A 19,807-nucleotide genomic window follows, 5' to 3' on the forward strand; every position below is an offset into this window, starting at 1 on the left:
GTCACGTCGACGACGCCGGGCTTCGAGGCGTCCCCGCCGCGGCTATGGTCCTGCCACCGGGTAACACCCCGTCCGATGCCATCGCCGCCGCGGGCGATGCCCAGAGCCGGGTTGTGGTCACCGCTCGTATCGGCGTTGGGGCCCTCGCGCTCGGCGGCGCCGTCGCCTTCTTCGTGATCCGCCATCGCCGCCGCACCGACTCCTCCTCCATCTGACTACACATCATGGGCCCGCCTCGGCCCGCCGGCGGGGCAGGGCACGCCACCATCGCCCGGCGAAACCGGAAGTGGGCCTACCGGTAGAGGTGTCGATGTGCGGGGCACGTCCCGCCGAAGTGGTTGGGACGGCTCTGTCCCCGCCACCCGGCTTCTCCGCGTATGGAGCGCTTCGTGACCACGACGGTGCTCCGGTGCGGGCGAGCCCGACCAGCGTCCTCACCGGGCCGTCGGCACAGAGCACGGCGTCCGCCAGGTCGCGTCCGGCCCGCAAAGCGCCCATCGTGGCGTGGCGTACAAAGCCGATCGCAACTCCGTACAGGCCCCTGGTCAGGGCTGGTGGTCGTCCGACGCGTCGAGGCTCGGCGGGTGTGGGGTGTGGTGGTCCAGCAGGCGGGTGAGCATGCGGACGAACTGGTCGCGTTCGGCGGGGGCCAGGGGCGCGAGCAGTTGTTCGTGGAGGTCGTCCAGGGTGCGGTCGAGGAGGGCGAGGCGGCTGTTGCCCCGGTCGGTGATCGTGATGACGTTGCGCCGGCGGTCGTCGGGATCGGGTGTGCGCTCGACGAGATCGCGTTCGGCCAGGTCGTTGAGGACGCCGACCATGTCGCTGCGGTAGATACCGGTGCGTCGGCTCAGCGTCGCCTGGCTGGCCGGGCCGTACTCCTCCAACGAGGCCAGCACCGCGTAGTGCCACTTGCGGGCGTCGAGGCGGGCCAAGCCCTCGACGATCAGTCGATCCGATTGCGTGGACAGCCGTGCCAGCAGTCGGCTCGCCTGTTTGCGCAGCCTGTCCGGCGTCCGTCTCTCGCGGTCGGAAACGTCCATCGCTTCGGCGTCGCTGGTCATGGCGGTGATCCTACCCCGTTGCGTTAGTCGGACTAACGATGTAGGTTCGTTCATGCCAGAAACGTTAGTGTCATAAACATTTGTCAGACGAACGAACAGGGTAACGGCGCGATTCGGGCCCCGTCACGTCCAGCCCTTGAGGAGCACCGCATGGCCATGATCGACGTCCTCGACTCGACCATCCACTACGAGGACCACGGCAGCGGCGCCGCCGTCGTCTTCCTGCACGGCAACCCCGCCTCCTCCCACACGTGGCGAAACGTGCTGCCCCTGGTCGGACCGGGCCGGTTGATCGCCCCCGACCTGATCGGCATGGGCCGCTCGGGCAAGCCCGTCGGCGACTACCGGTTCGATGACCACGCCCGCTACCTGGACGCGTTCCTCGATGCGCTCGGCCTCGACGAGATCGTGCTCGTCGGCCACGACTGGGGCGGCTCGCTCGCCTTCGACTGGGCGGCCCGACACCCGGACCGGGTGCGCGGCCTCGCCTTCTTCGAGACGATCGTCCGTCCGATCGCCTCGACCGAGCTTTCCGAACAGGCCCGTGCCCGCTCGGTGAAGCTCCGCTCCGATGAGGGCGAGACGCTGGTCCTCGACGGGCACTTCATGGTGAACGCGGCCTACACCGGGGGTGTGCTCACCCCGCTCGGCGAGGAGGACATCGAGGTCTACCGGGCCCCGTACACCACCCGCGAGAGCCGTCGTCCGCTGTTGAACTGGACCCGCTCCCTGCCGATCGACGGCGAACCCGCCGACGTGACCGCCCGAATCCGGGCGTACGGCCCCTGGTTGGCCGACAGTCACGACGTTCCCAAGCTTCTGCTCACCTTCGACTCCGCACCGACCCTCCTCATCACCCCCGAGGTCGCCGCCTGGTGCCGGGACAACATCGCCGCTCTCCGGGTCGAGCACATCGGCCCCGCCGGCCACCACGCCACCGAGGACCAGCCCGAGGCAATCGCCAAAGCCGTTTCCTCCTGGCTGGATGAACACCGCCTTCGCTAGGCAGGTTCGCCGAACAGGAAGCTCGATCGAAATCTCGGGACCGGTTCCCCCGCGTCGGCGGCGAAACCGGTCGCGTTTCGCCTCATGGCCCTGATCCCGGAGCCCGGAGTGAGTGCGACTGCGGTGAACAGGGCATCTCGGTTCCACGACCACAAGCTCCACGGCCTGCCCCGCGACGAGCGCGAGCAGGCCGATCGCGTCCGCCGTGCTCGCGGTCGGGCAGGTTCCCCGGCAGCAGGAACGCGTCGCGGACCAAGGCGTCCACCGGGTCGGCTCGGGCGGCCGGGTCCTCATACACCCGCGCGATGGCCTGCAACCGAGCTCGCGGCGATGTCGTGTCGGCGATCACGGTCGCGGGCCGGGCCGCGAGATCCTCGAACCCGCGCCGGGCGATCGCGGAGAGCAGGGCGTGGTGCGTGGGGAGGTACCGACGCGGCGCCCCGTGCGGCACGTTCGCCCGGCGGGCGATCTCGCGCAGCCCCAGCGACGCGGAGCCCTCGGTCGTTACCAGGTCCACTCCGGCATCGATCAACCGCTCCCGCAGGGAGCTCCCGCTTTCCATAGACACTGTCTACTCTCGATGGCCGAGCCGGCTGTTCCCGCTGTTCCCGCCAAAGGGCACCCGGCGGTCATCGCCGCGCGTCGCCGTGGGCGGTCTCCTCGATCCGGCCCACGTAGCCGCCGAGTGCGCGAGGGCACCGTGATCGGCGCCCCGCTGCTCTGCGTCACCGAGTGTGTCCCGCGTCGCGGGCCAGAAGGGCGGCCTGTACGCGGTTGGTCACGCCGAGGGCGGTCAGGATGCGACTGACGAGGGCCTTGACCGTGCTCTCGCGCATCCCGAGCGTCCGCGCGATGTCGGCGTTGGTGTCCCCCTCGGCGAGCAGGGCCAGGACGTCCCGCTCCCGCGAGGTCAGGTCGGTGATGCGCGCCCGGGCAGCGGCCGTTCGCGGGCCGCTTCCCTGGTGGAAACGGTCGATCAATCGCCGGGCGGCGGCCGGGTGGAGCATCGCGGATCCGGCTGCGACGAGGTGCACGGCGCGCAGGATCTCGGTCGGGTCGGTGTCCTTGAGCAGGAAGCCGTCGGTGCCGGCGGCGAGTGCGTCGTAGACGTATTCGTCCAGGTCGAAGGTGGTGAGCGTGATGACCTTCGGGGGGTGCGGCAAGGCGCGCAGCAACGTGGTGGCGGCGATCCCGTCCAGGCCCGGCATGCGCACGTCGACGAGGGCGACGTCGATGCGGCGCGCGGATGCCTGCTCCACCGCCTGCCGGCCGTCGACGGCCTGGGCGACGACCTCGATGCCGTCGTCGCCGTCGAGAAGGTCGTGCAGGCCGAGGCGGACGAGGGCGTCGTCGTCGACGATCATGGCGCGGATCACGGCAGGAGCCAATCTGTTCTACGGTCTCGACGGTTTTGGTCGGTTCAAGAGGTGCCGGTGGCCCCGGTCGCGTCCGAGGCGCCGGTGCTTGCGGTCCCCTCCCCCGTCTCGCCCGCCGGGTGCGGGATGCGGGATGCGGGCCGCCAGCCGCCGGCCGCCGACATCGGCGGGGCCGGCGTCGAGGTGTCCGCCGAGTGCCTGCACCCGCTCGCGGAGGCCGACCAGACCGAAGCCGGAGGGCACCGGCCCGGGAGCGGAGCGAGCGCCGGGGGAGTTGGTGACCTCGATCAGCGTGGCCGGCGCTCGGTAGTCGACCCGGATCCGGACGCGGGCCTCCGGGGCATGCTTGCGGGCGTTGGTCAGCGCCTCCAGAATCACCCGGACAACGGCGAGCCGGTGTGCCGCGGGCGCGTGGTCGGGTTTGCCCTCGACGACCGAGTCGATGTGCTGCCCGACGGTACGGGCCTGCTCGATCAACTCCTCCACGTCACGCAGGGCCGGCTCGGTCTTCCCGCCGCCGGGAGCGGTATCCGCATCGGCATCGACGTCACGCAGGGCGCCCAGTACATCGCGCAGGTCGGTCAACGCATCGGTGGACGCCGTAGGCAGCAGTCCGAGCCGATCGATCACGGTAGCCGGCAAAGGCTCCTTGCGGGTGGCCAGGACACCGGCGTGCAGTGCGATCAGGCTGAGCCGGTGGGCGAGTACGTCGTGCATCTCCGCGGCGATCGCGAACCGCTCGGCGGTACGCGCGGCCTGCTCGCGCAACTCCCGCTCCACCCGGAGCTGTTGTACCTGAGCGTGCAGCGCCGCCACCAGGCGGTGGCGGTTGCCCATCCACAACCCCGCCACCACGGCCGGCACCAAAAACAGGCTCGACCCGTACTGTTGCGGCCGGCCCAGGGACATCTCCGGATGCACGAGGGCGTTCCCGCCCAGCGCGGCGGCGGCGCAGACCACGGCCGCCGGCACCCGCTCCTCGACGGCGAGGTCGAACAGGGCGACCAGGAGCAGTGGAAGCAACGGCCATCCCCACACCCTCGCCGCCACAGCCGTCAGGACCGGAGCGACCCACCCGTGCTCGCGGCGCCGGAGCAGTGCCAGAGCACACACCACGACCGCCGCGCTGCGCGGTTCGAAGTACCGGCCGTCGTCACTCGCCGCGCCGTTGCGCACGGCCACCACGGTGAGCATCGCCACCAGGGCGCAGCGGCCGTATGCGGTCCATCGCCGACTTCGTCTCCAGTCCCTCATCAGCGCATCTAGGCACGCGGCACGTGCACGCACCTTCGACGTTCGGCCACGCCGACCCCCTCCTTTCGTCGGGAGTGACCGGCGTACAAGAGCGGATTCGCGGAATCGACGGCGTTCCTGACGTCGACGTCATGAACGAGCGAACCCCTTCTCCCCGTCTCGACCCCAGCCGCGTGCGGCTCGGCGCCGAGGGCCGTATGTTCCTCCGCGAGGCGGCCCGCGATCTGCGCACGGTCGGCGCTGTCGCACCCAGCGGTCCGGCCCTGGCCCGGCTGCTCACGGACCCGCTGACCGAGCGGGGCGCACGTTCGCTGCGCGTCCTGGAGGTGGGTGCGGGCACCGGCTCGGTCACCCGGGTTCTCCTGTCGCGACTGCCGGCCGGCAGTCGGCTCGGCATCGTCGAGCCCAATCCGCGCTTCGTCGGCCGATTGCGCGATCTGGTCCGCGGGCACGAACGGGTGCGCGTGCACGAGGCGTTCGTCGAGGAATTGGGCATCCATCGACGCTACGACGTGATCGTCTCCGGCCTTCCGTTCACGAACTTCACCGCCGACCGGGTCGAGGCGATCATGACCCGATACCTGCAACTGCTCGAACCCGACGGCACGCTGACCTACTTCGCCTACCGCGCCACCCGCCATGCCAGGACGCTGCTGTCCTCCCCCGCCGAGGCCCATCGCCATCGCACGGTGGAGGACGTCCTGGCGACCTACCGCCGGCACCACCCCACCGCGTGCCGAACCGCCTGGACCAACCTCCCCCCGGCCGGAGCCTGGCGCCTGACCCCGGCACCCGAGCCGCTCCGCACCCCCGTGGTCCGGTGAATGTTCTGCGGTGTCCGTCGATGAGCGACATCGCGACGGTAGGGGTACTGCGTTTTGACCGCCCCCCGAGGTGGACCGCGCAGCCGAGCGCGCCGTCCTCGGCGCCGCCGCAGGCTCGTCTCACTCGATGTCGTCGGTGCATGGGTGCAGCACGGCTTGACGGCGGCCTCGCCTCCCGGGTGTGTCCGAGCCCGACTGTCGGTGCCGGATGGAAGGCTGTTGCGCCATGATCGAATCGAATCCGAAAGCAGATCTTCTTCGTTACCTGCAAGACGGCCGGGACGCCTTGGTATGGAAGCTGGACGGCCTCTCGGAATACGACATCCGCCGCCCGTTGACCCCCACCGGCACGAATCTGCTGGGGCTGGTCAAACACGTCGCCAGTGTGGAACTGGGGTACTTCGGCGACACCTTCGGACGGCCTTTCTTCGACAAGGAGCCGCCGCCCTGGTGGTACACGGAGGACGCGGAGCCCAACGCGGACATGTGGGCCACCGCGGACGAGTCGCGCGCGGACATCGTCGGGCTGTATCACCGTGCGTGGGAGCACTCGGACAGCACCATCGCAAACTTGACGCTCGACGCGATCGGTCGCGTTCCGTGGTGGCCGCAGGAACGGCAAGAGGTGACACTGCACCACATCCTGGTGCGCGTGATCTCCGATACCCAACGCCACGCCGGGCACGCCGACATCGTGCGAGAGCTCATCGACGGCTCCGTCGGCCGTCTGCAAGGCCAGGGCGACATGCCCCCAGGCGATCGGGCATGGTGGGAGAACCACCGGCGCCGGCTGGAGCGCGTGGCGCGGGAGGCCGGTGACAGCTGATCTCGTCCCACGAATCCGACAAGATCGCGTGAGCAAGCGAAGACGCAGCGCGGGACGGGACGTCGAAGCCGTTGCGTGGAAGAGCCGTCGGTGGACACACCCGCGGTACGGGTGTCGGGGTGGGTGTGAGTCGCCAGGCGGCCAGGCGCAGGCAGCTCGCCGGGTCGCGCGGGCCGGTGGCGCACGAGCGGAATCGGCAGCGCGGGGAGGGCAACGTCGAACCGACGGTATGGCACCGAACGAAACCGATCCGGGATCGCGCCGGCCCTTGGCGGTACGCCTAGGGGTCCCGGCCCGCCCACCGCGGCGAACGTGGCGCCGATCCGGACGCGGAGGACACGACACGTGCGAGCGCCCGTGTGGGTCAGCATGACGCGGTCATGACCACTGCCGACAGTAATCCGCCGGCGGACACACCATCAGCGTCACCGGCACGCAAATCGACCGCATAGCAGCCTAGGTGGACGACCAGCGCAGACAAGAGAACGGTTGGGGCACCTGACGGTGTATCTGGCACTCGCGGCCCTCTTCTTCGAGTTCGGCACATTCGCCGACCCGCGGGACCACTTCGCCGCGCCGTCCCCCACCGACGCCGCCCGGTCGAAGCTGCGCGACCGGTGCCGGCCCGGCCGGTGATCCGCCGCGAACGGCCCCGGGACGCGTGTGCGTCCCGGGGCCGGTCCACTGTGTCCCCTTCGGTCCGTAGGCGGGCTTCGACGTCGGCCCCGACTCGGTGACCGTTGGCCGCTCGGCCCCGGCTCCCGCCGCTCCCGCGCCGCACGCGGTGCACCGGCGGTCGCCGACGTGGGCGGTTGCCCAACACGACCGGACTGCCGCTGTCGCACGAACCGGCGCTGCCGAGTCGGCGCCCCCGAGCCGGTGATCGCGGCCCGGCGGAACCACCGCAGGCAGGGCCGTGGGCCGCGTCAGGGCCGGCTCGGGCGCGGCCAAACGGGTCCGGGGCCGGGCTGTGTTCCTTCGCGCTGCTCGGCGAGGAGGGTGTTCAGTGCGGCGCGCAGAATCGCCGTGTCCACGTCGAGCAGAATCGGCAGCTTCACGGGCGGCAACGGACCGGCGGCGCTGCCGCGTTCGACCAGCACGTAGCTTTGCGGTGCCCGCCCTGCGGCGATCCCGGTCCGGAACTCGGCCACGTCCTCCCATGCCACGAGGCGCCGCCCGCGGACCGCGATGCCGTCCGCGTCGACCCGCAGCCGCACACGCGGCACGACCAGCCACACGATCCACACGACGACGGGCACCAGCAGCACCGCCATCATCGGGACGAGCACCTTCGGCATGTCCGGATTCGGACTCGCGAACGACCCCGCCATCGCCGCGAGCAACGGCACCGTGCAGCCGGCAATGACCGCGAGCGCCTTCGTGGAGGTCCGCGCTTCGAACGCGCCGTCGCGCCGAACGCCTTCGAGGACGCGACGCATTGCTTGCCATTCGTCCAGCGGGCTGCGCTCCATGCGGCCACGCTAGCGGCACCCTCAGACCTCCCTTCGTCCGTCCCCGCTCACCCTCCCCCCTGGTCGCCACCGAGACGCCGTCGGCGGGAAGGGCACTCGAAGAAATCCGCTCCTTCCGGCCTCCCGCAATGCCGCGACGCCGACGCGGACCGCCCCCGAAGCACCCGTTCGCGGCCCTGTGCTCCGTGCACAATCATGACGTCATGCTTCCTCCGCGACTGCTATGGCGTGATGACCTCGGCGGATACCCCGTCTCGACATCCAGGACATCGTGATGGAGGTCGTGCGGGATCCGTCGTTCCACGAGCCGTCGCAGACGGACGTGTGCGGTTGGTTCGTGCGGGTGTGTCTCACCCACGACCGCGCCTACGCCCGGGGCGGGTGCGGCGGGGGCGAGCATCTCGTCGCCTTGGTCTGCTCCGTACACGGTCCGGAGAACTTCGAGGCCCACCCGCTCATGCACCGCTTCCCACCGGATTCACACCGCCCCGACCCCGGGTCAGTACGCCGAACTCCGGAACGACCTGTACTCGGAGGGGTGTGACCACCCGACCAGCCGCAACGCCGTCACGATCTGCGGCCGCCGTGATCGCCAAGAGTGCGGCCGCCCGCCCGACGGTGATCCTGTCCCCGCAGCCGGGGCTGCGAACAACCGGGCGCCTATGAACCGCGACTGGTACGCAGGTGGTACGCGATGATGTGCGGGTGAATGGAGACCTGCCCGTACCGACGCCCGTCGTCCTGGGCATCGACGACCTGCGAAGGCTGCCGAGGGCCACGCGGATCGCCCGCACCAGCGGCGAAGGGATCCGGCTCCTGCGGGAGTACCGCGATCGCTTCGTCGACGAACTTTGGCTCGACCACGATCTCGGTGGCGACGACACCATCCTGCCCGTCGTCACCCTCCTTGAAGAAGCCGCTTTCCACGGACACCCCTTCCGCATCGGCACGATCTTCGTTCACAGCGCCAACCCCATCGGCGCCGAGACCGTCGTCCGGTCGCTCACACGCTGGAACTACCGGGTGCAGCGGGCAACGGCGCAATAATCCAGGCTCCTCCGACCTCGCCGTGCGGGCGGGTCCGGCGACGAACAGCGCGGCCCCACCGTTCACCCGGAACGCAGAACGGCGCTCGGGGAGCACGACCCGGACCGGCGCAGCGGTCGTCCGTCAACGCATCGCGGATCGCCGTGAGACGTTCCGCGTCGAGGCCGCCGAGGACGGCCTCCCGGAACGACTCGCGGTCGTCGAGGCAACCGCAACCCTGGCCCCGCGGCTGCCGGCCGTCGCCGAAGGGCCCGCAGCCGGCTCGCCGCCGTGGCCGCCGATCCGCACCGGGACCCGTCGACCCGACTCGGCGGCCCAGTTGCGCAGTCCGGTTCGGGGCACGCGTCCGGACGCGGTCCGCATGAGCGGCGAGTTGATGAGGACGGCGCGGCGATCACACCGGCCCGCTGCCGGTCGCGCGCCACTCGGCGCGGGCGACGGCGAGTTGGCCATCGAGGCGGCGGACGTCCCGAACAGGTGCCGAGCCGGCCCGGGAGGCACTGGCCGCGTAGGTGACGGCGCGGCGCGGCGAGCACGGCCCGGACGTGTAGGCCCCTTCCGACCCGGAGGTGCGGCAGGCCGAGCAGGCGGCGGTCTGCGCACTGGCCCGATTCGGTGACGTGCGGGCCTTGCCGTGCCTGCTGGTGGCGTTGGCCGGCGGGGTCGACGCGCGGCGCGCGTCCCCGGCCGCCGCGTGAGGCGTCACGCACGCTCGTGCCGGCGTTGACGCGGCATCTGCGCAAGGCCGATCTCGCGGCCGCATGGTTCGAGAGTGGCGCGTGGTGCGGCCCTGTGCGTGGTCCGTGTCGGATCCGCGTGGGGGTTCATGGGCCGGTGCGAGATGACGGGTTTCGTGGTCGATCGATCCGGCGGCGCAGTTCGGTCCTGTCCGGTTTTCCGGTGGGAGTGAGCGGTAGTTCGGTGGTGAGGGTGATCCCGGTGGGCACGTACACGTCGCCGAGTTCGGCGCGTACCAGCTCGCGCAATCCCCGTACTCCGACGCGTGCCCCGGGGGCGGGCACGATCACGGCATGCACGTGTTCGACGAGGTCGGCGTCGGGAACGCCGAGGACGACGGCGTCGCGCACGAGAGGGTGGGATTCCAGGACGCGTTCCACGACGGCGGTGTAGACGTCACCGTCCATCCCTCGGATGATGCCCTCCACGCGGTCGACCAGGGTCAGGTATCCGTCGGCGTCGAGCCGGCCGAGGTCGCGGGTGTGCAGCCACCCTCCGCGCAGCGCCTTCGCGGTCTCCTCGGGGCGCTTCCAATACCCGCGCATGACCTTGGAGGAGCGTACGCAGACTTCCCCGACCTCGCCCGTGGCGACCGCTCGGCCGTCCTCGTCGAGGATGGCGAGTTCCCTGCCGGGCAGCGCTCGACCGACAGACCTCAGCCGGTCGGGGCGTGCGGGGTCGTGATCGTCGGCGGTCAGCATCGTGATGCCGCCGATCTCGGTCTGCCCGTACACCTGGTACAGGATCGGACCCAGTTTCCGCACGGCTTCGACGAGGCGGCGCGGGCAGGCTCGGCAGGCTCCGTAGGGCAGGCTGGTCAGGGACGACAGGTCGCGGCGTGCGATGTCGGGGTGGTCGAGGAGTCGGTAGAGCAGCGGTGGTGGCAGGAACATCCTGGTGATCCGCTCGCGTTCGATCGTGGCCAGGACCTCGGCGGGGTCGAAGTCGTCGAGGATGACCGCGGTCCCGCCGGCGGCGAGGGTGCGATCCGTCATGCGGCCGGCCGTGTGCGCCAGGGTGGTGCACACGAGCAGTCGGTGCGCGCCGAAGCGCGATCGTTTCGGGCCCAGGGCGGCTTCCTGCGCGTAGGTGGTGCAGACGCCCCTGGGGCGTCCGGTGCTGCCGCTGGTGTATCGGATCGCGCAGACGTCCCGGGGGCGGGCCGTGCCGCGGAGGGGAGCGGCGGAGCGGCGCGTGGCCTGATCGAGCAGGTCGTCGCCGATCCCCGCCGGGCCCAGGGTCAGCACCCGTCCCACCGGGGCGACGGCCGCGATCCCCGCGGCGCGCGCCGCGTATCGGGGTTCGACGATCAGCGCGGCGGTGTCGACGTCGTCGACGATCGCCGCCTGCAACGCGACCGACAGACGGGGGTCGACCTGCACCACGCGACAGCCCACGAGGTGGGCCGCCCAACGCGCGACCAGGAACTCGGGGCCACCGCCCAACAGCGTCACGGACAACCCCGACCCCAGACCCAGGTCGCGCAACACCCGTGCCGAGCGATGGACGAGATCGCGCATCTCCCCCGCCGTCACCCGCCGCCCCGCGTGCACGAGAACCGGCCGTTCGGGGTGCTCGCCGAGGACGTCGAGGATCTCCTCGGCGTAGGTCCGGACGTACTCCCCGCGATCCGCCATGAGCCGAGCGCCCCACCCTTCGCACCGAGCCGCGCGCCCGTCCGCACCGTCATGACCGAATGAGACGCGATGACCCCGTAAAGTAACCGGATCGCCTTATGTTCGAGGACTCGGCCGACGCGAACGGGTGAGTCGCGATCGGCGGCGATACACGATCTCGTCTCGCGAAGGGTGCGGAATGACGTCGATGCGGAAAGCGCGCCGATGGTGAACCCGGGAACCTCGTGGGTGGAGGGCGGCAACGTCACGCGCACGGCGGACGTGTGGATCCTCGACCGGACCGACAGCGTCGGTACCACCGACGGCACGCGGGCGCTCGGCGCCGAATTGACGAAACGCGGCCTGCGCGTCGAGGCGGTCGACTGGGAGAGTCTCACCCCCAGTTGCCTTCCCGCCGGCGTGCTGCGGCAGGACGGTCGGTTCGAGGTGCCCCGGCTCGCGGTGGTGTGCTCGCGCGTGCTCACCCGCCACGCCCCGGGGCACCTCGCCGACGAGTTCGCCTGGCTGGGACTTCTGGACGAAGCCGGCACCCGCCTGGTCAACCCGCTGCGCGGCCTCGGCGCCTACCACAACAAGATTCGCCAGGTCGCCGCACTGGCCGCGGTCGGACTGCCCGTTCCACCCACCCGGGTGGCACGAACCCCCGAGGACGTGGACGCCTGCCTCGCGCAGTGGCGGGACGTCGTGGTCAAACCGCCCCACGGCCACGCGTCGGTGGACATCCTGCGCCTGCGGGCGGCGGGCCCCGACAGCCCGCACCCCGGTGGGCTCGGCACCCGAACGGGCATTCTCGTCTGGCACCTGCTGCAACGCCACCGGGCACTGTGTGTGCAGCGCTACGTCGCCAACCCCGGCCGCGATCTACGGATCGTGGTGATCGGGTCGCGGGTCGTGGCCTGCTACTACCACGTCAACACCGCGCCCGACGGCAACACCCATCACCCGCTCTATCCACACGGTTGGGCCGCGGCCGAACTCCCGCCCGGGGCCGAGGAACTGGCGCTCCGGGCGACCAGGACCCTCGGTCTCGACGTCGCGTCCCTGGATCTGCTCGAAGGCCCGGACGGCCCGGTGATCATCGAGGTGAACCCCAGCCTCTCGGCGTGGAGTTCCATCGAACGCACCGAACACGACCGCTCGCCCCACGGAATCACCCACGCGTACGCAGACCTGCTGTGTGACCTGCTGGGCAGTTGACGGTAGCGCCGGCTCCCGCCCGAGCCCCCACCCGGCGCGTGTCCGCGTCCGCACCGCCACCAGAGACTCGCGTCCTCGGGGACACGACGACGGCCGACGTCACGGCGCGCCGCCCAGCCCCGGCGACAGACACCCGACCACCGGATGCCCGACCACGGCACCCGGACCACGAAGGTCAGGAGAACGGCACCATGCCCGCGACAACGCCCCGCCCCCTCGACCACACACCCGGATCCTACGTATGGCCCGGATTCGACGAATCGTTCGTCCGGCATGTCATGCGCGTGGCACGCACACCGCAGGGCCGCGAACTGACCCGTTCCCTGACCTTCAAGGAGGGGGCCTCCCAGCGGCGCCTCCCCATGGGCCTGCCGTTGTGCCTGCGCGCGGGACTGCGGGGGGAATTGGACGCGTTCGTCGCCGCCTACCACCGCATGATCGAGACGATCCTGCGCGCCTGGGACCACGATCCTCGCCTGCGCCGCGTGCTCACCGTGCCCGAACCCCTGCGCGGCGAGATCGCGGCGGCCCGCGACCACCGCGTCCATGTGATGCGTCTCGATCTGCTGCCCCATCCCGACGGGGGGCTGCGCGTGCTGGAGACGAACGCGAACTGCCCCGGCGGATTCATGACCGCAGGCCGAGGCCGGGCCGCCTGGCGCCCGCTGCTGACCCGCCACGGCATCGCGCTGCCCCCGTCGCTACCCACGGACACCCCCACCTGGCCCGGCACTTGGTTGACCGATCTCGCCCGGCGTCACACCGGGATCCGACCGCGGACCATCGCCCTCTTGTGCCCGCGGGGAGCCAATCGCAACGAACTGGAGGACTACGAGGCCGGCCTCACCGCGATCGGCCTCCGCGTGCTGCACGCCGACCCCCGCGACCTGCACATCGCCCCGGACGACACCGTCGTCGCCGCGGGCACGTCGATCCGCCACGCCTACGCCAAGATCTCGACCCGCGACCTGCTGGACATGGGCGCCGACGCGTTTCCCTACCTGCGGGCGGTGCGCGAGCGGGCCCTGTTCGTCCAGAACGGAATCCGCGGCCGATTCCTGGGCGACAACAAACTCTGCCTGGCCGTCCTGTCCGATCCGCAGTTCGCCGATCTGTTCCCGGCGGCCGACCACCGCCGCGTCCACCCGACCATCCCCTGGTCGCGCAACATCGCGCTGTGCGACGACGCCGATTTGCGCGCCATCGCCCGCGACCGGGAACGCTACGTGCTCAAACGGCCGTTGGACACCCGAGGCCGCGGCGTCCTCATCGGCCGCGAGACCCCACCCGCCCAGTGGACCGCCGCCGTGGAGCACGCCCTCGAATCCGCCTGGCTCGTCCAGGAATACGTCCCCACCGCACGCCCACCCGCCACCCCGCCCGACTCGAACCTGCGCCACGACCTGTGCCTGGGCGCCGTGGACGGCAAGTTGGTCACCGCCGTCACCCGCGCCGGCCGGGACGAGCGCCTCAACGTGGCCCTGTCGGCCCGCCCACACCCGGTCTACCTGTAACGCTGGTCGACACCGACCAACGGCCGCCCCGGAGCAACCCCGACATCGGCGAGTCCCGTCTGCGACAGGCGGCACAGCGATACAGCGATGGCAGCGCCCGGCCCCGGCCGACCAGGCGGCGCGTCTTCCGCCCACGAGACGTGGCGGGCCGCGCCGGGGAAGCGGCTCGTGTCCACGGGGAAGTGGGCGACTTGGCAACGCACCCGGCGCACCGCACCCGCAGGAGCGACGCACCCGAGCCCGGTTCGAGCAACTGACCGAGTCCCTGATCGAGCGGTGCCCGGCCGTGCTGCGCAAGGTCTGCAGCGAAGCCGACGTCGACCCCAAACAGCTCGACCAGATCGTGTTGACCGGCGGCTCGACCAGGATCCCTGCATCACGGCCACCGCTCGGGCCCACAAGGGCAAGGATCCGCACAAGGTCTCAACCCCGACGGATCCACGGCCGGGCAGACCGCGGCCCGCCGGGCCACTGACGCCCCGTCCCGGACACGGCGGCTCACGCTCGCCACAGACGGCGCGGCGGGTCTTCGTCCGTCGTCGGGTCCACCACGCGCCCATCCATCCTTCGCCACCTCTCCACGCCTCGGCCGCGATCGGCTCGGCGAACCGCGCACCGCGTCGGTCTGGTCTCGCAGGCGATATCCCACCGCTTCCTCCGTGCCCCGGACCACCGGGACCCCGCCCAGGTGAACACCACACCCGAGTGGCCGGCCGTCCTGCGCACCGCCGCACCCGATCACCCGACACACCACCCGCGACGCGGAAGCCGGTCCCGGCGCGACGTCGAGCCGACGCCGGCGATGGTGGCCTGCCACGGGTGCGACCGCGGATGTGATTCCCAAGATCCGGGCGGCGCTCGAACACATTCGAGCGCCGTGGGGCGCGCCCGTCGCAAGCCTCGCACCACCAACCGCCCCCAACTCGTCGTTTTCAGTGAGGAGTAGCGGTCAGGCGCCCTTGTGGGTCGCCACCCCGACGGCCCCGCGTTCGCGGTGCGGCGCCTCGGCCCGCTCGGCCGGCACGATCTGCGGTGTCCCGTCGCCGCCGGTCCGGCACGCCGGTCCCGCGCGGAGGACCCCGAAGAAGGAGAAACGCCATGGCACATCCGCCCACGCCAGAACCGACCCCCACCACCTCCGTCCCGTCCTCGGACGGCGATCGGCAGGGCATGCCGGCGCCCGCCTGGGCCGTGCGGGACGGGGACGGCACGTGGCGGGTGAAGTGGTGCCCCGAGGTCACCGCGGACTCCTACGAGCTGATGCGCCGGACCTCCCCGTCCTCCGAGCCGCAATCGATCGACCGGGCCGCCCGACCAGAGGACCTGGTGATCCCCCCGGACGGCGACAGGCCGGACCCCGACACGTACCTGGTGTACGCCTTCCGCGACGGCGCACCCGTTCGCCACTCGATCCTGGGCACCGGTGCGGCCGAAGGCAAGGTCGACCTGCGCGCGAAACTCGAGAGCTGGAAGACCTGGGACCAACTCGCCCCGCACGAGAAATCCGAGGACGAGGAGTTGAATTCGGAGGAAATCTACGACGAGGAAACGCTCGTCAAAGGTATCAAAAAGACCATGATCTCGACCCGGACACCGCACGACATCATCACGTTCGACCCGGACGTCAACGTCATGTGGCCCGGGGCCGTCGTGCAATCGAAGCAGGCGATCAAGGACGGCTCCCTGGTACCGGTGGGCATCCGAACCCAACATCGCGCGCCCGTGAAGCTCGCCATCGACGCCCTGTCCGCCCACGACATCGAGCCGGTCAAGGAACCGGACGGGAGATCCGTGCTCGCGGCCGTCAGGAAAGCCGTGTCCGGCCAGGAAAACAAATCGCCCGACATCGAGTTCCGGCAGACCATCGCGTACTCGGAATACGATCTCGCCATCGAAATGGGCGTGTCCGCAAAGTTCGGCGGCTTCTCGGGCAGCATCTCGTCGGAGTTCAACCGAAAGAACTCGAAGAACTGCGTCGCCATCTACATGCGCGAACGAGCTTTCACGGCCACCGCGACAGGGCTGGAGGACGCCAACTCCCTCATCAACGACGACTTCACCGAGGAAGAACTCAAGAAGCTGGAGAACTACGAGGCCATCGGAAAGGAGAACCCACCCCTGCTCGTTGCCTCCGTGATCTACGGGCGGGTCCTGACCGTCTTCATCAACGCCGAGTGCAGCGAGACGGACCTCAGCGCCGCCGTCGAGGCGAGCCGGACAGGATTCGCCAACATCGAAGGACAACTGAAGACGCACTACAAGAGCATCCTCCAGAAGTCCGAGATCACCATCAAGAGCCACGGCGGAACACCCGAGCTCGTACGGAAGGCACTCGTCGACGGAAACATCTCCGAATACTTCGGCGAGAAACAGAAACTGGAGGAATACTCCATCATCGGCTACGTCCTCAAGCAACTGGAGCCCATGAAGGTCGCCCGGATGAGCGAAAAGATCCAATACGCAGCGGAACAGTGGATCTACAAGGACCAGGGCCACTACGACGCCACACTCGAAATCCGCGAGCTGCAGTGGACGAACACCGTCATCTGGAGCACCCAGAATCCGTTCACGATCTCCTTCGACGGAGAGGAATACAAAGTCGACAAGGACGACGGGGATACCTGGCCCACCAAGAAGCACGAATTCACCGCCGACGGGAGGGGAAAACCGTTCACCATCGAGATCAAGGATTCCGGATGGGAGGGCTGCTACGTGCAGCTCGTTCCCGGGAACCAGAGATGGTTCGAGAACGGGAAGACCCTCTACGAGGGTTGGGTGACGACCTGGTGCGGCCGAGGCTACTTCGACTCCTATCAATGGAGCATCCGAATCACCGCCAGAAAGACGGACTGAACCGTCACGGCGCTCACGCCCCCGCGACACGACACCCGTCCCCGACCCCGCGTCGAACGCGTCCACCCGAAGCCGACAACACATTCGCCCCGGGTCCACCGGCCGAACGACGGCGCCGGCTCGATGCCTTGCACAGCACCCGTGCGGCGGAGTTGCCGTCGACCACTGCCGTCGGACATGCCGGCGTCCGGGGAAGTCGGGGTCGGTGAGGGCGAGGGTGATCCTGGTGTCCATGTCGGGCGGGGCCCGACGATTCCCGATAGACGAGTTGCTCGGGCATCGAACCCATCCGATTGGGGGCTCCGCAGAGCAGTCGGATCCGGCGGAGGATGCGGACGCGGGCGTCGCGGTGGTGAAGGACGATCGGCGGCAGGCCGGTCGCCGCCCAGGTCCGCAGGAGACCGGGGTCCACGCGGCGCGCCCGGGGCGGCCGGCGGTGATCTCCGCCAGGGCGCCCCGCCGGGGCCAGGACGTCGCGGTACTCGGGGCGGTCGCCGGTGGCCGCGCGTCGTGCCAGGGCGTACAGGTCATCGCCGGCGGCCTCGACGGCCAAAACCGGGGCCAGGTTGAAGGAGTGGAAGACCTCCGCCGTGCCCGCCGGGGCGGCCGGCACCCTCGGCCGACGGCTGGAGAGCGGCGTGCCGGTTCAAGTGTCGGAGATGCATCGCGTGCGGGTCGGCCGCGAGCCGGGCCGCCCCCGGTTCGTGGTCGGCGTGGGCACGGGCATGCACGGCGCTGCCGGAACGCTAGGGCGTGGCAGGCCGGCTCGTCGCCCTCCTCGGCACGACCTTGTTCCTCGGGGTGCTCCGCGGGAACGTCGAGTCGGTGAATGGCCCGCGACAGTGTCGACCCGCTGGTCGCGACCGCCGAGTGCGTGGTCGGCCTCTCACCGACCCGGTCGCCGAGTGCCGGCACGACACGCGCCGGCAGCCGCTGCGCGGTCGGGGTGCGCCGACCGTACCGGACGATGCGCGCGACAACGGCACCACGCCGTCTCCACGATTGCTCCTCGTGGAAAAACCGATGTCGCGAATCTACTGCCGGCCGACGACGACATGCCGGGACGCCTCCGCCAAGCCCTGCTCGTTGCCGAGGTCGAAGTAGCTGCCACGACCGACGGTGACGGAGATCGGTGTGGACCCGAGGATTTCCACCAACCCGTCGGTGAGGCGGTACTCCCCGGATTCCTCGTGTTCGCCCACTGCGGCGAGGACGTGAAGGAACTGGCCGGGAAACGCGTACCTGCTGATGTTGATCAGGACCTTTCCCCCGTCGAATCGGGCCGCGACGGCGTCCTTCTCGACGAGGTCCGTCAGGTGCAGTCGCCCGTCGGTTTCGGCAGTTTCGAGGCGGCCGTAGCGGTCGAGGGAACTCGCCGGCGACGGTTGTCCCACGAGGGCGTATCCGCTTCCGTCGCCCGCGTCGCGGCCCAGTTCCGCGAGCGTCGATTGCCCCGGAGGCTCGACGAGGAGGTCGTCACTGGAGAGGAAGTAGAAGGCGTCGTCGGCGATGAAGTCTCGTGCGAGCATCACCGGGACGGCGGTGCCGTACCGGTCCTCCGGGTCCTGCTCGACGAAGGTGATCGACGGAACCGTGGCGAGTTCGTCGAGTGCGTGGGCCTTTTCGGCCCAGCCTCGGCGTCCGAGCAACGCGCGCAGTTCGGTGTCGTCCCCGTAATACCCCTGGATCTGGGTGCTTCCCCGGCGTACCACGATCGCGACTTCATGGACGCCTGCGGCAGCGCACTCACGGACGATGTAGTCGATCGTCGGCCGGCGGCCGATGGGCAGCATCGCCTTCTCGATCACCTTGGTGATCGGGAACATGCGCGTTCCCAACCCCGCCGCAGCGATAACCGCCTTGCGAATGGTGCCCACTGACGTACTCCTCGAGTCGCGACGGCACAACCGTCCGCCGCCCGACCGACGCCATTGACGTCGTGTGGCCTCCGCCGCGCTCGGAACGGACCCCGGCGAACACGTCACGATAGCGCCGCGCGACGGAATGTCCGAGCAGCCGACCGCCAGGGTGTGGTGTGTTCGGTCCAGGCGCGGGGGACGCGTTCGACGGCGCAGGCGGCAATCGAGCGGTCTTGGGAGCCGGTACGGTGGGCGATCAGGGCGCCGCGTTCCAGCCGGTACCGGTGCCCAACTCCAGGACACGGTGGCCGTTCCGGGGTCTCATGATGACGCGGACCACGGGTCCACGTCCGCCGAGGTGCTCTTCGCTGCGCGGCGCCGGCCGAGCCGCCGAGGCAAGGTGGCCCGTCCGAGCCCGTCCGAGTCCGTCCGACCCGAAAGACCTCGACGCGCGTGGGTTGCCTATCGCGCTGGTACCACGGCCCGGCGTCGCTGCACCGCACGTTGGAGACGAATCTCGACCCGTGGTTGATGTCGCGGCACACGTCCGCCGCCATAGCGTTCGGGAGCATCCGGGGAGGCGGTTCGGAGAATCCGTTCCGAGGAGACGTCCGGAGAGCGAACGGAAGGAGCGCATCGTGCGTATCGGGGGAAGCATCATGACCAGGGCCGGCGCACTCGCCGCGGGCGCCGCGTTGGCGCTGACCGCCACGGGGTCGGCCCAGGCGAGCGAGGCCCACACCGGCGAGTCGCGGACGAGCGCCGCCAAGGGGTTTTACCAGATCAACATCCACACCAAGTACTCGGACTGGGTCCGGGTGGTGGGCAAGAACCAGCACGGAGATCCGGTGATGCACACCTGGAACACCCCCAACGACTGGACCCTGGCCAAGGGGTGGTGGTGGGATTCCGACGTGATCGTGACCATCGATGGTCACGACGAGACCCACAACCGACGCAAGACCGTCACCTGCGACCTGAGCAAGGCCCCGCGTCAGGGGAACACCGTGAAGTGCTACGCCTTCTGATCCGCCCGGGCGCGGCTGAGGAGCGGTGTCGGATGCTGTCCAAGTGTGCGTCGCGGGTGACGAGATCCGGGTGATCTCGCAATCGCCGCTCGCGCCCAGTCCTCGAGGTCGGCGTT

Annotated in this window: 18 protein-coding genes and 1 pseudogene; 11 read left to right on the forward strand and 8 right to left on the reverse strand. The window is 70.2% G+C overall.

Going from position 1 to position 19,807, the window contains the following annotated elements; all coding sequences use genetic code 11:
- Positions 1–44 precede the first annotated feature (44 nt).
- Positions 45–215, forward strand: a complete 171-nt coding sequence (locus tag B4N89_RS50325; protein ID WP_161500997.1) for a hypothetical protein — start codon at positions 45–47, stop codon at positions 213–215.
- A gap of 330 nt (positions 216–545) precedes the next feature.
- On the opposite strand, the gene B4N89_RS41345 is transcribed toward B4N89_RS50325, so the two are convergent.
- Positions 546–1,061 (reverse strand): MarR family winged helix-turn-helix transcriptional regulator, encoded by a 516-nt coding sequence (locus tag B4N89_RS41345; protein WP_078981778.1) that lies wholly within the window; start codon positions 1,059–1,061, stop codon positions 546–548.
- A 150-nt stretch (positions 1,062–1,211) separates the two neighbouring features.
- Here B4N89_RS41345 and B4N89_RS41350 point away from each other — a divergent pair, with 150 nt between their 5' ends.
- Positions 1,212–2,066, forward strand: a complete 855-nt coding sequence (locus tag B4N89_RS41350; protein ID WP_078981779.1) for a haloalkane dehalogenase — start codon at positions 1,212–1,214, stop codon at positions 2,064–2,066.
- 292 nt (positions 2,067–2,358) lie between these two features.
- On the opposite strand, the pseudogene B4N89_RS52245 reads toward B4N89_RS41350, so the two are convergent.
- The 3 genes and pseudogenes from B4N89_RS52245 to B4N89_RS41365 form a co-directional block, all read right to left on the reverse strand.
- Positions 2,359–2,628 (reverse strand): annotated as a pseudogene (locus B4N89_RS52245) (TetR/AcrR family transcriptional regulator); the annotation flags it as partial.
- 163 nt (positions 2,629–2,791) lie between these two features.
- A complete protein-coding gene (locus B4N89_RS41360; RefSeq protein WP_078981780.1) occupies positions 2,792–3,442 on the reverse strand; it encodes a response regulator in 651 nt (216 codons plus the stop codon).
- A gap of 18 nt (positions 3,443–3,460) precedes the next feature.
- Entirely contained in the window at positions 3,461–4,696 is a 1,236-nt protein-coding gene (locus B4N89_RS41365) for a sensor histidine kinase (protein WP_078981781.1), read from the reverse strand.
- 131 nt (positions 4,697–4,827) lie between these two features.
- Here B4N89_RS41365 and B4N89_RS41370 point away from each other — a divergent pair, with 131 nt between their 5' ends.
- The 3 genes from B4N89_RS41370 to B4N89_RS50330 all read left to right on the forward strand — a co-directional run bounded on the left by B4N89_RS41370 (position 4,828) and on the right by B4N89_RS50330 (position 6,982).
- Positions 4,828–5,520, forward strand: coding sequence for a class I SAM-dependent methyltransferase (locus B4N89_RS41370; protein WP_078981782.1), 693 nt, complete (start codon positions 4,828–4,830; stop codon positions 5,518–5,520).
- Between the two features lie 226 nt (positions 5,521–5,746).
- Positions 5,747–6,346, forward strand: a complete 600-nt coding sequence (locus B4N89_RS41375) for a DinB family protein (RefSeq protein ID WP_078981783.1) — start codon at positions 5,747–5,749, stop codon at positions 6,344–6,346.
- A 489-nt stretch (positions 6,347–6,835) separates the two neighbouring features.
- Positions 6,836–6,982 carry a hypothetical protein gene (locus B4N89_RS50330; protein ID WP_161500998.1) on the forward strand — a complete coding sequence of 49 codons (147 nt, stop codon included), beginning with the start codon at positions 6,836–6,838 and terminating at the stop codon, positions 6,980–6,982.
- A 290-nt stretch (positions 6,983–7,272) separates the two neighbouring features.
- Here the strand turns inward: B4N89_RS50330 and B4N89_RS41380 are convergent, their stop codons facing one another.
- Entirely contained in the window at positions 7,273–7,818 is a 546-nt protein-coding gene (locus tag B4N89_RS41380) for a PH domain-containing protein (RefSeq protein WP_107504210.1), read from the reverse strand.
- A gap of 684 nt (positions 7,819–8,502) precedes the next feature.
- Between B4N89_RS41380 and B4N89_RS41385 the strand changes: the two genes are divergently transcribed.
- Complete coding sequence (locus B4N89_RS41385; protein WP_235619285.1) at positions 8,503–8,865, forward strand: cyclic-phosphate processing receiver domain-containing protein; 363 nt, start codon at positions 8,503–8,505, stop codon at positions 8,863–8,865.
- A 394-nt stretch (positions 8,866–9,259) separates the two neighbouring features.
- Here the strand turns inward: B4N89_RS41385 and B4N89_RS49270 are convergent, their stop codons facing one another.
- On the reverse strand, positions 9,260–9,571 hold the full coding sequence (locus tag B4N89_RS49270) for a hypothetical protein (RefSeq protein WP_143658274.1): 312 nt from the start codon (positions 9,569–9,571) through the stop codon (positions 9,260–9,262).
- A gap of 118 nt (positions 9,572–9,689) precedes the next feature.
- On the reverse strand, positions 9,690–11,240 hold the full coding sequence (locus B4N89_RS41390) for an AMP-binding protein (RefSeq protein ID WP_078981785.1): 1,551 nt from the start codon (positions 11,238–11,240) through the stop codon (positions 9,690–9,692).
- 204 nt (positions 11,241–11,444) lie between these two features.
- Here B4N89_RS41390 and B4N89_RS41395 point away from each other — a divergent pair, with 204 nt between their 5' ends.
- From B4N89_RS41395 to B4N89_RS41410, 4 genes are all read left to right on the forward strand, one after another.
- A complete protein-coding gene (locus B4N89_RS41395; RefSeq protein WP_078981786.1) occupies positions 11,445–12,437 on the forward strand; it encodes an ATP-grasp domain-containing protein in 993 nt (330 codons plus the stop codon).
- Between the two features lie 284 nt (positions 12,438–12,721).
- Positions 12,722–13,951, forward strand: coding sequence for a hypothetical protein (locus B4N89_RS52250; RefSeq protein WP_235619286.1), 1,230 nt, complete (start codon positions 12,722–12,724; stop codon positions 13,949–13,951).
- Between the two features lie 79 nt (positions 13,952–14,030).
- Positions 14,031–14,426 carry an Hsp70 family protein gene (locus tag B4N89_RS53600; RefSeq protein ID WP_414646482.1) on the forward strand — a complete coding sequence of 132 codons (396 nt, stop codon included), beginning with the start codon at positions 14,031–14,033 and terminating at the stop codon, positions 14,424–14,426.
- Between the two features lie 623 nt (positions 14,427–15,049).
- A complete protein-coding gene (locus tag B4N89_RS41410) occupies positions 15,050–16,804 on the forward strand; it encodes a thiol-activated cytolysin family protein (protein WP_078981789.1) in 1,755 nt (584 codons plus the stop codon).
- Between the two features lie 1,034 nt (positions 16,805–17,838).
- On the opposite strand, the gene B4N89_RS41415 is transcribed toward B4N89_RS41410, so the two are convergent.
- Positions 17,839–18,966 carry a sugar phosphate nucleotidyltransferase gene (locus B4N89_RS41415; RefSeq protein ID WP_321170755.1) on the reverse strand — a complete coding sequence of 376 codons (1,128 nt, stop codon included), beginning with the start codon at positions 18,964–18,966 and terminating at the stop codon, positions 17,839–17,841.
- A 335-nt stretch (positions 18,967–19,301) separates the two neighbouring features.
- Here B4N89_RS41415 and B4N89_RS41420 point away from each other — a divergent pair, with 335 nt between their 5' ends.
- The gene (locus B4N89_RS41420; protein WP_143658275.1) at positions 19,302–19,691 is read left to right on the forward strand and encodes a hypothetical protein; all 390 of its coding nucleotides are present in this window, start codon (positions 19,302–19,304) and stop codon (positions 19,689–19,691) included.
- Positions 19,692–19,807 lie beyond the last annotated feature (116 nt).

This window comes from Embleya scabrispora (assembly GCF_002024165.1).
Taxonomy (GTDB): domain Bacteria; phylum Actinomycetota; class Actinomycetes; order Streptomycetales; family Streptomycetaceae; genus Embleya; species Embleya scabrispora_A.

What these genes read in the sequence shown, in the direction of transcription:
- B4N89_RS50325 (WP_161500997.1), top strand. Translation starts at nt 45, where the DNA reads ATGGTCCTGCCACCGGGTAACACCCCGTCCGATGCCATCGCCGCCGCG.
- B4N89_RS41345 (WP_078981778.1), bottom strand. Translation starts at nt 1,061, where the DNA reads ATGACCAGCGACGCCGAAGCGATGGACGTTTCCGACCGCGAGAGACGG.
- B4N89_RS41350 (WP_078981779.1), top strand. Translation starts at nt 1,212, where the DNA reads ATGGCCATGATCGACGTCCTCGACTCGACCATCCACTACGAGGACCAC.
- B4N89_RS41365 (WP_078981781.1), bottom strand. Translation starts at nt 4,696, where the DNA reads ATGAGGGACTGGAGACGAAGTCGGCGATGGACCGCATACGGCCGCTGC.
- B4N89_RS41370 (WP_078981782.1), top strand. Translation starts at nt 4,828, where the DNA reads ATGAACGAGCGAACCCCTTCTCCCCGTCTCGACCCCAGCCGCGTGCGG.
- B4N89_RS41375 (WP_078981783.1), top strand. Translation starts at nt 5,747, where the DNA reads ATGATCGAATCGAATCCGAAAGCAGATCTTCTTCGTTACCTGCAAGAC.
- B4N89_RS41380 (WP_107504210.1), bottom strand. Translation starts at nt 7,818, where the DNA reads ATGGAGCGCAGCCCGCTGGACGAATGGCAAGCAATGCGTCGCGTCCTC.
- B4N89_RS41390 (WP_078981785.1), bottom strand. Translation starts at nt 11,240, where the DNA reads ATGGCGGATCGCGGGGAGTACGTCCGGACCTACGCCGAGGAGATCCTC.
- B4N89_RS41395 (WP_078981786.1), top strand. Translation starts at nt 11,445, where the DNA reads ATGGTGAACCCGGGAACCTCGTGGGTGGAGGGCGGCAACGTCACGCGC.
- B4N89_RS41410 (WP_078981789.1), top strand. Translation starts at nt 15,050, where the DNA reads ATGGCACATCCGCCCACGCCAGAACCGACCCCCACCACCTCCGTCCCG.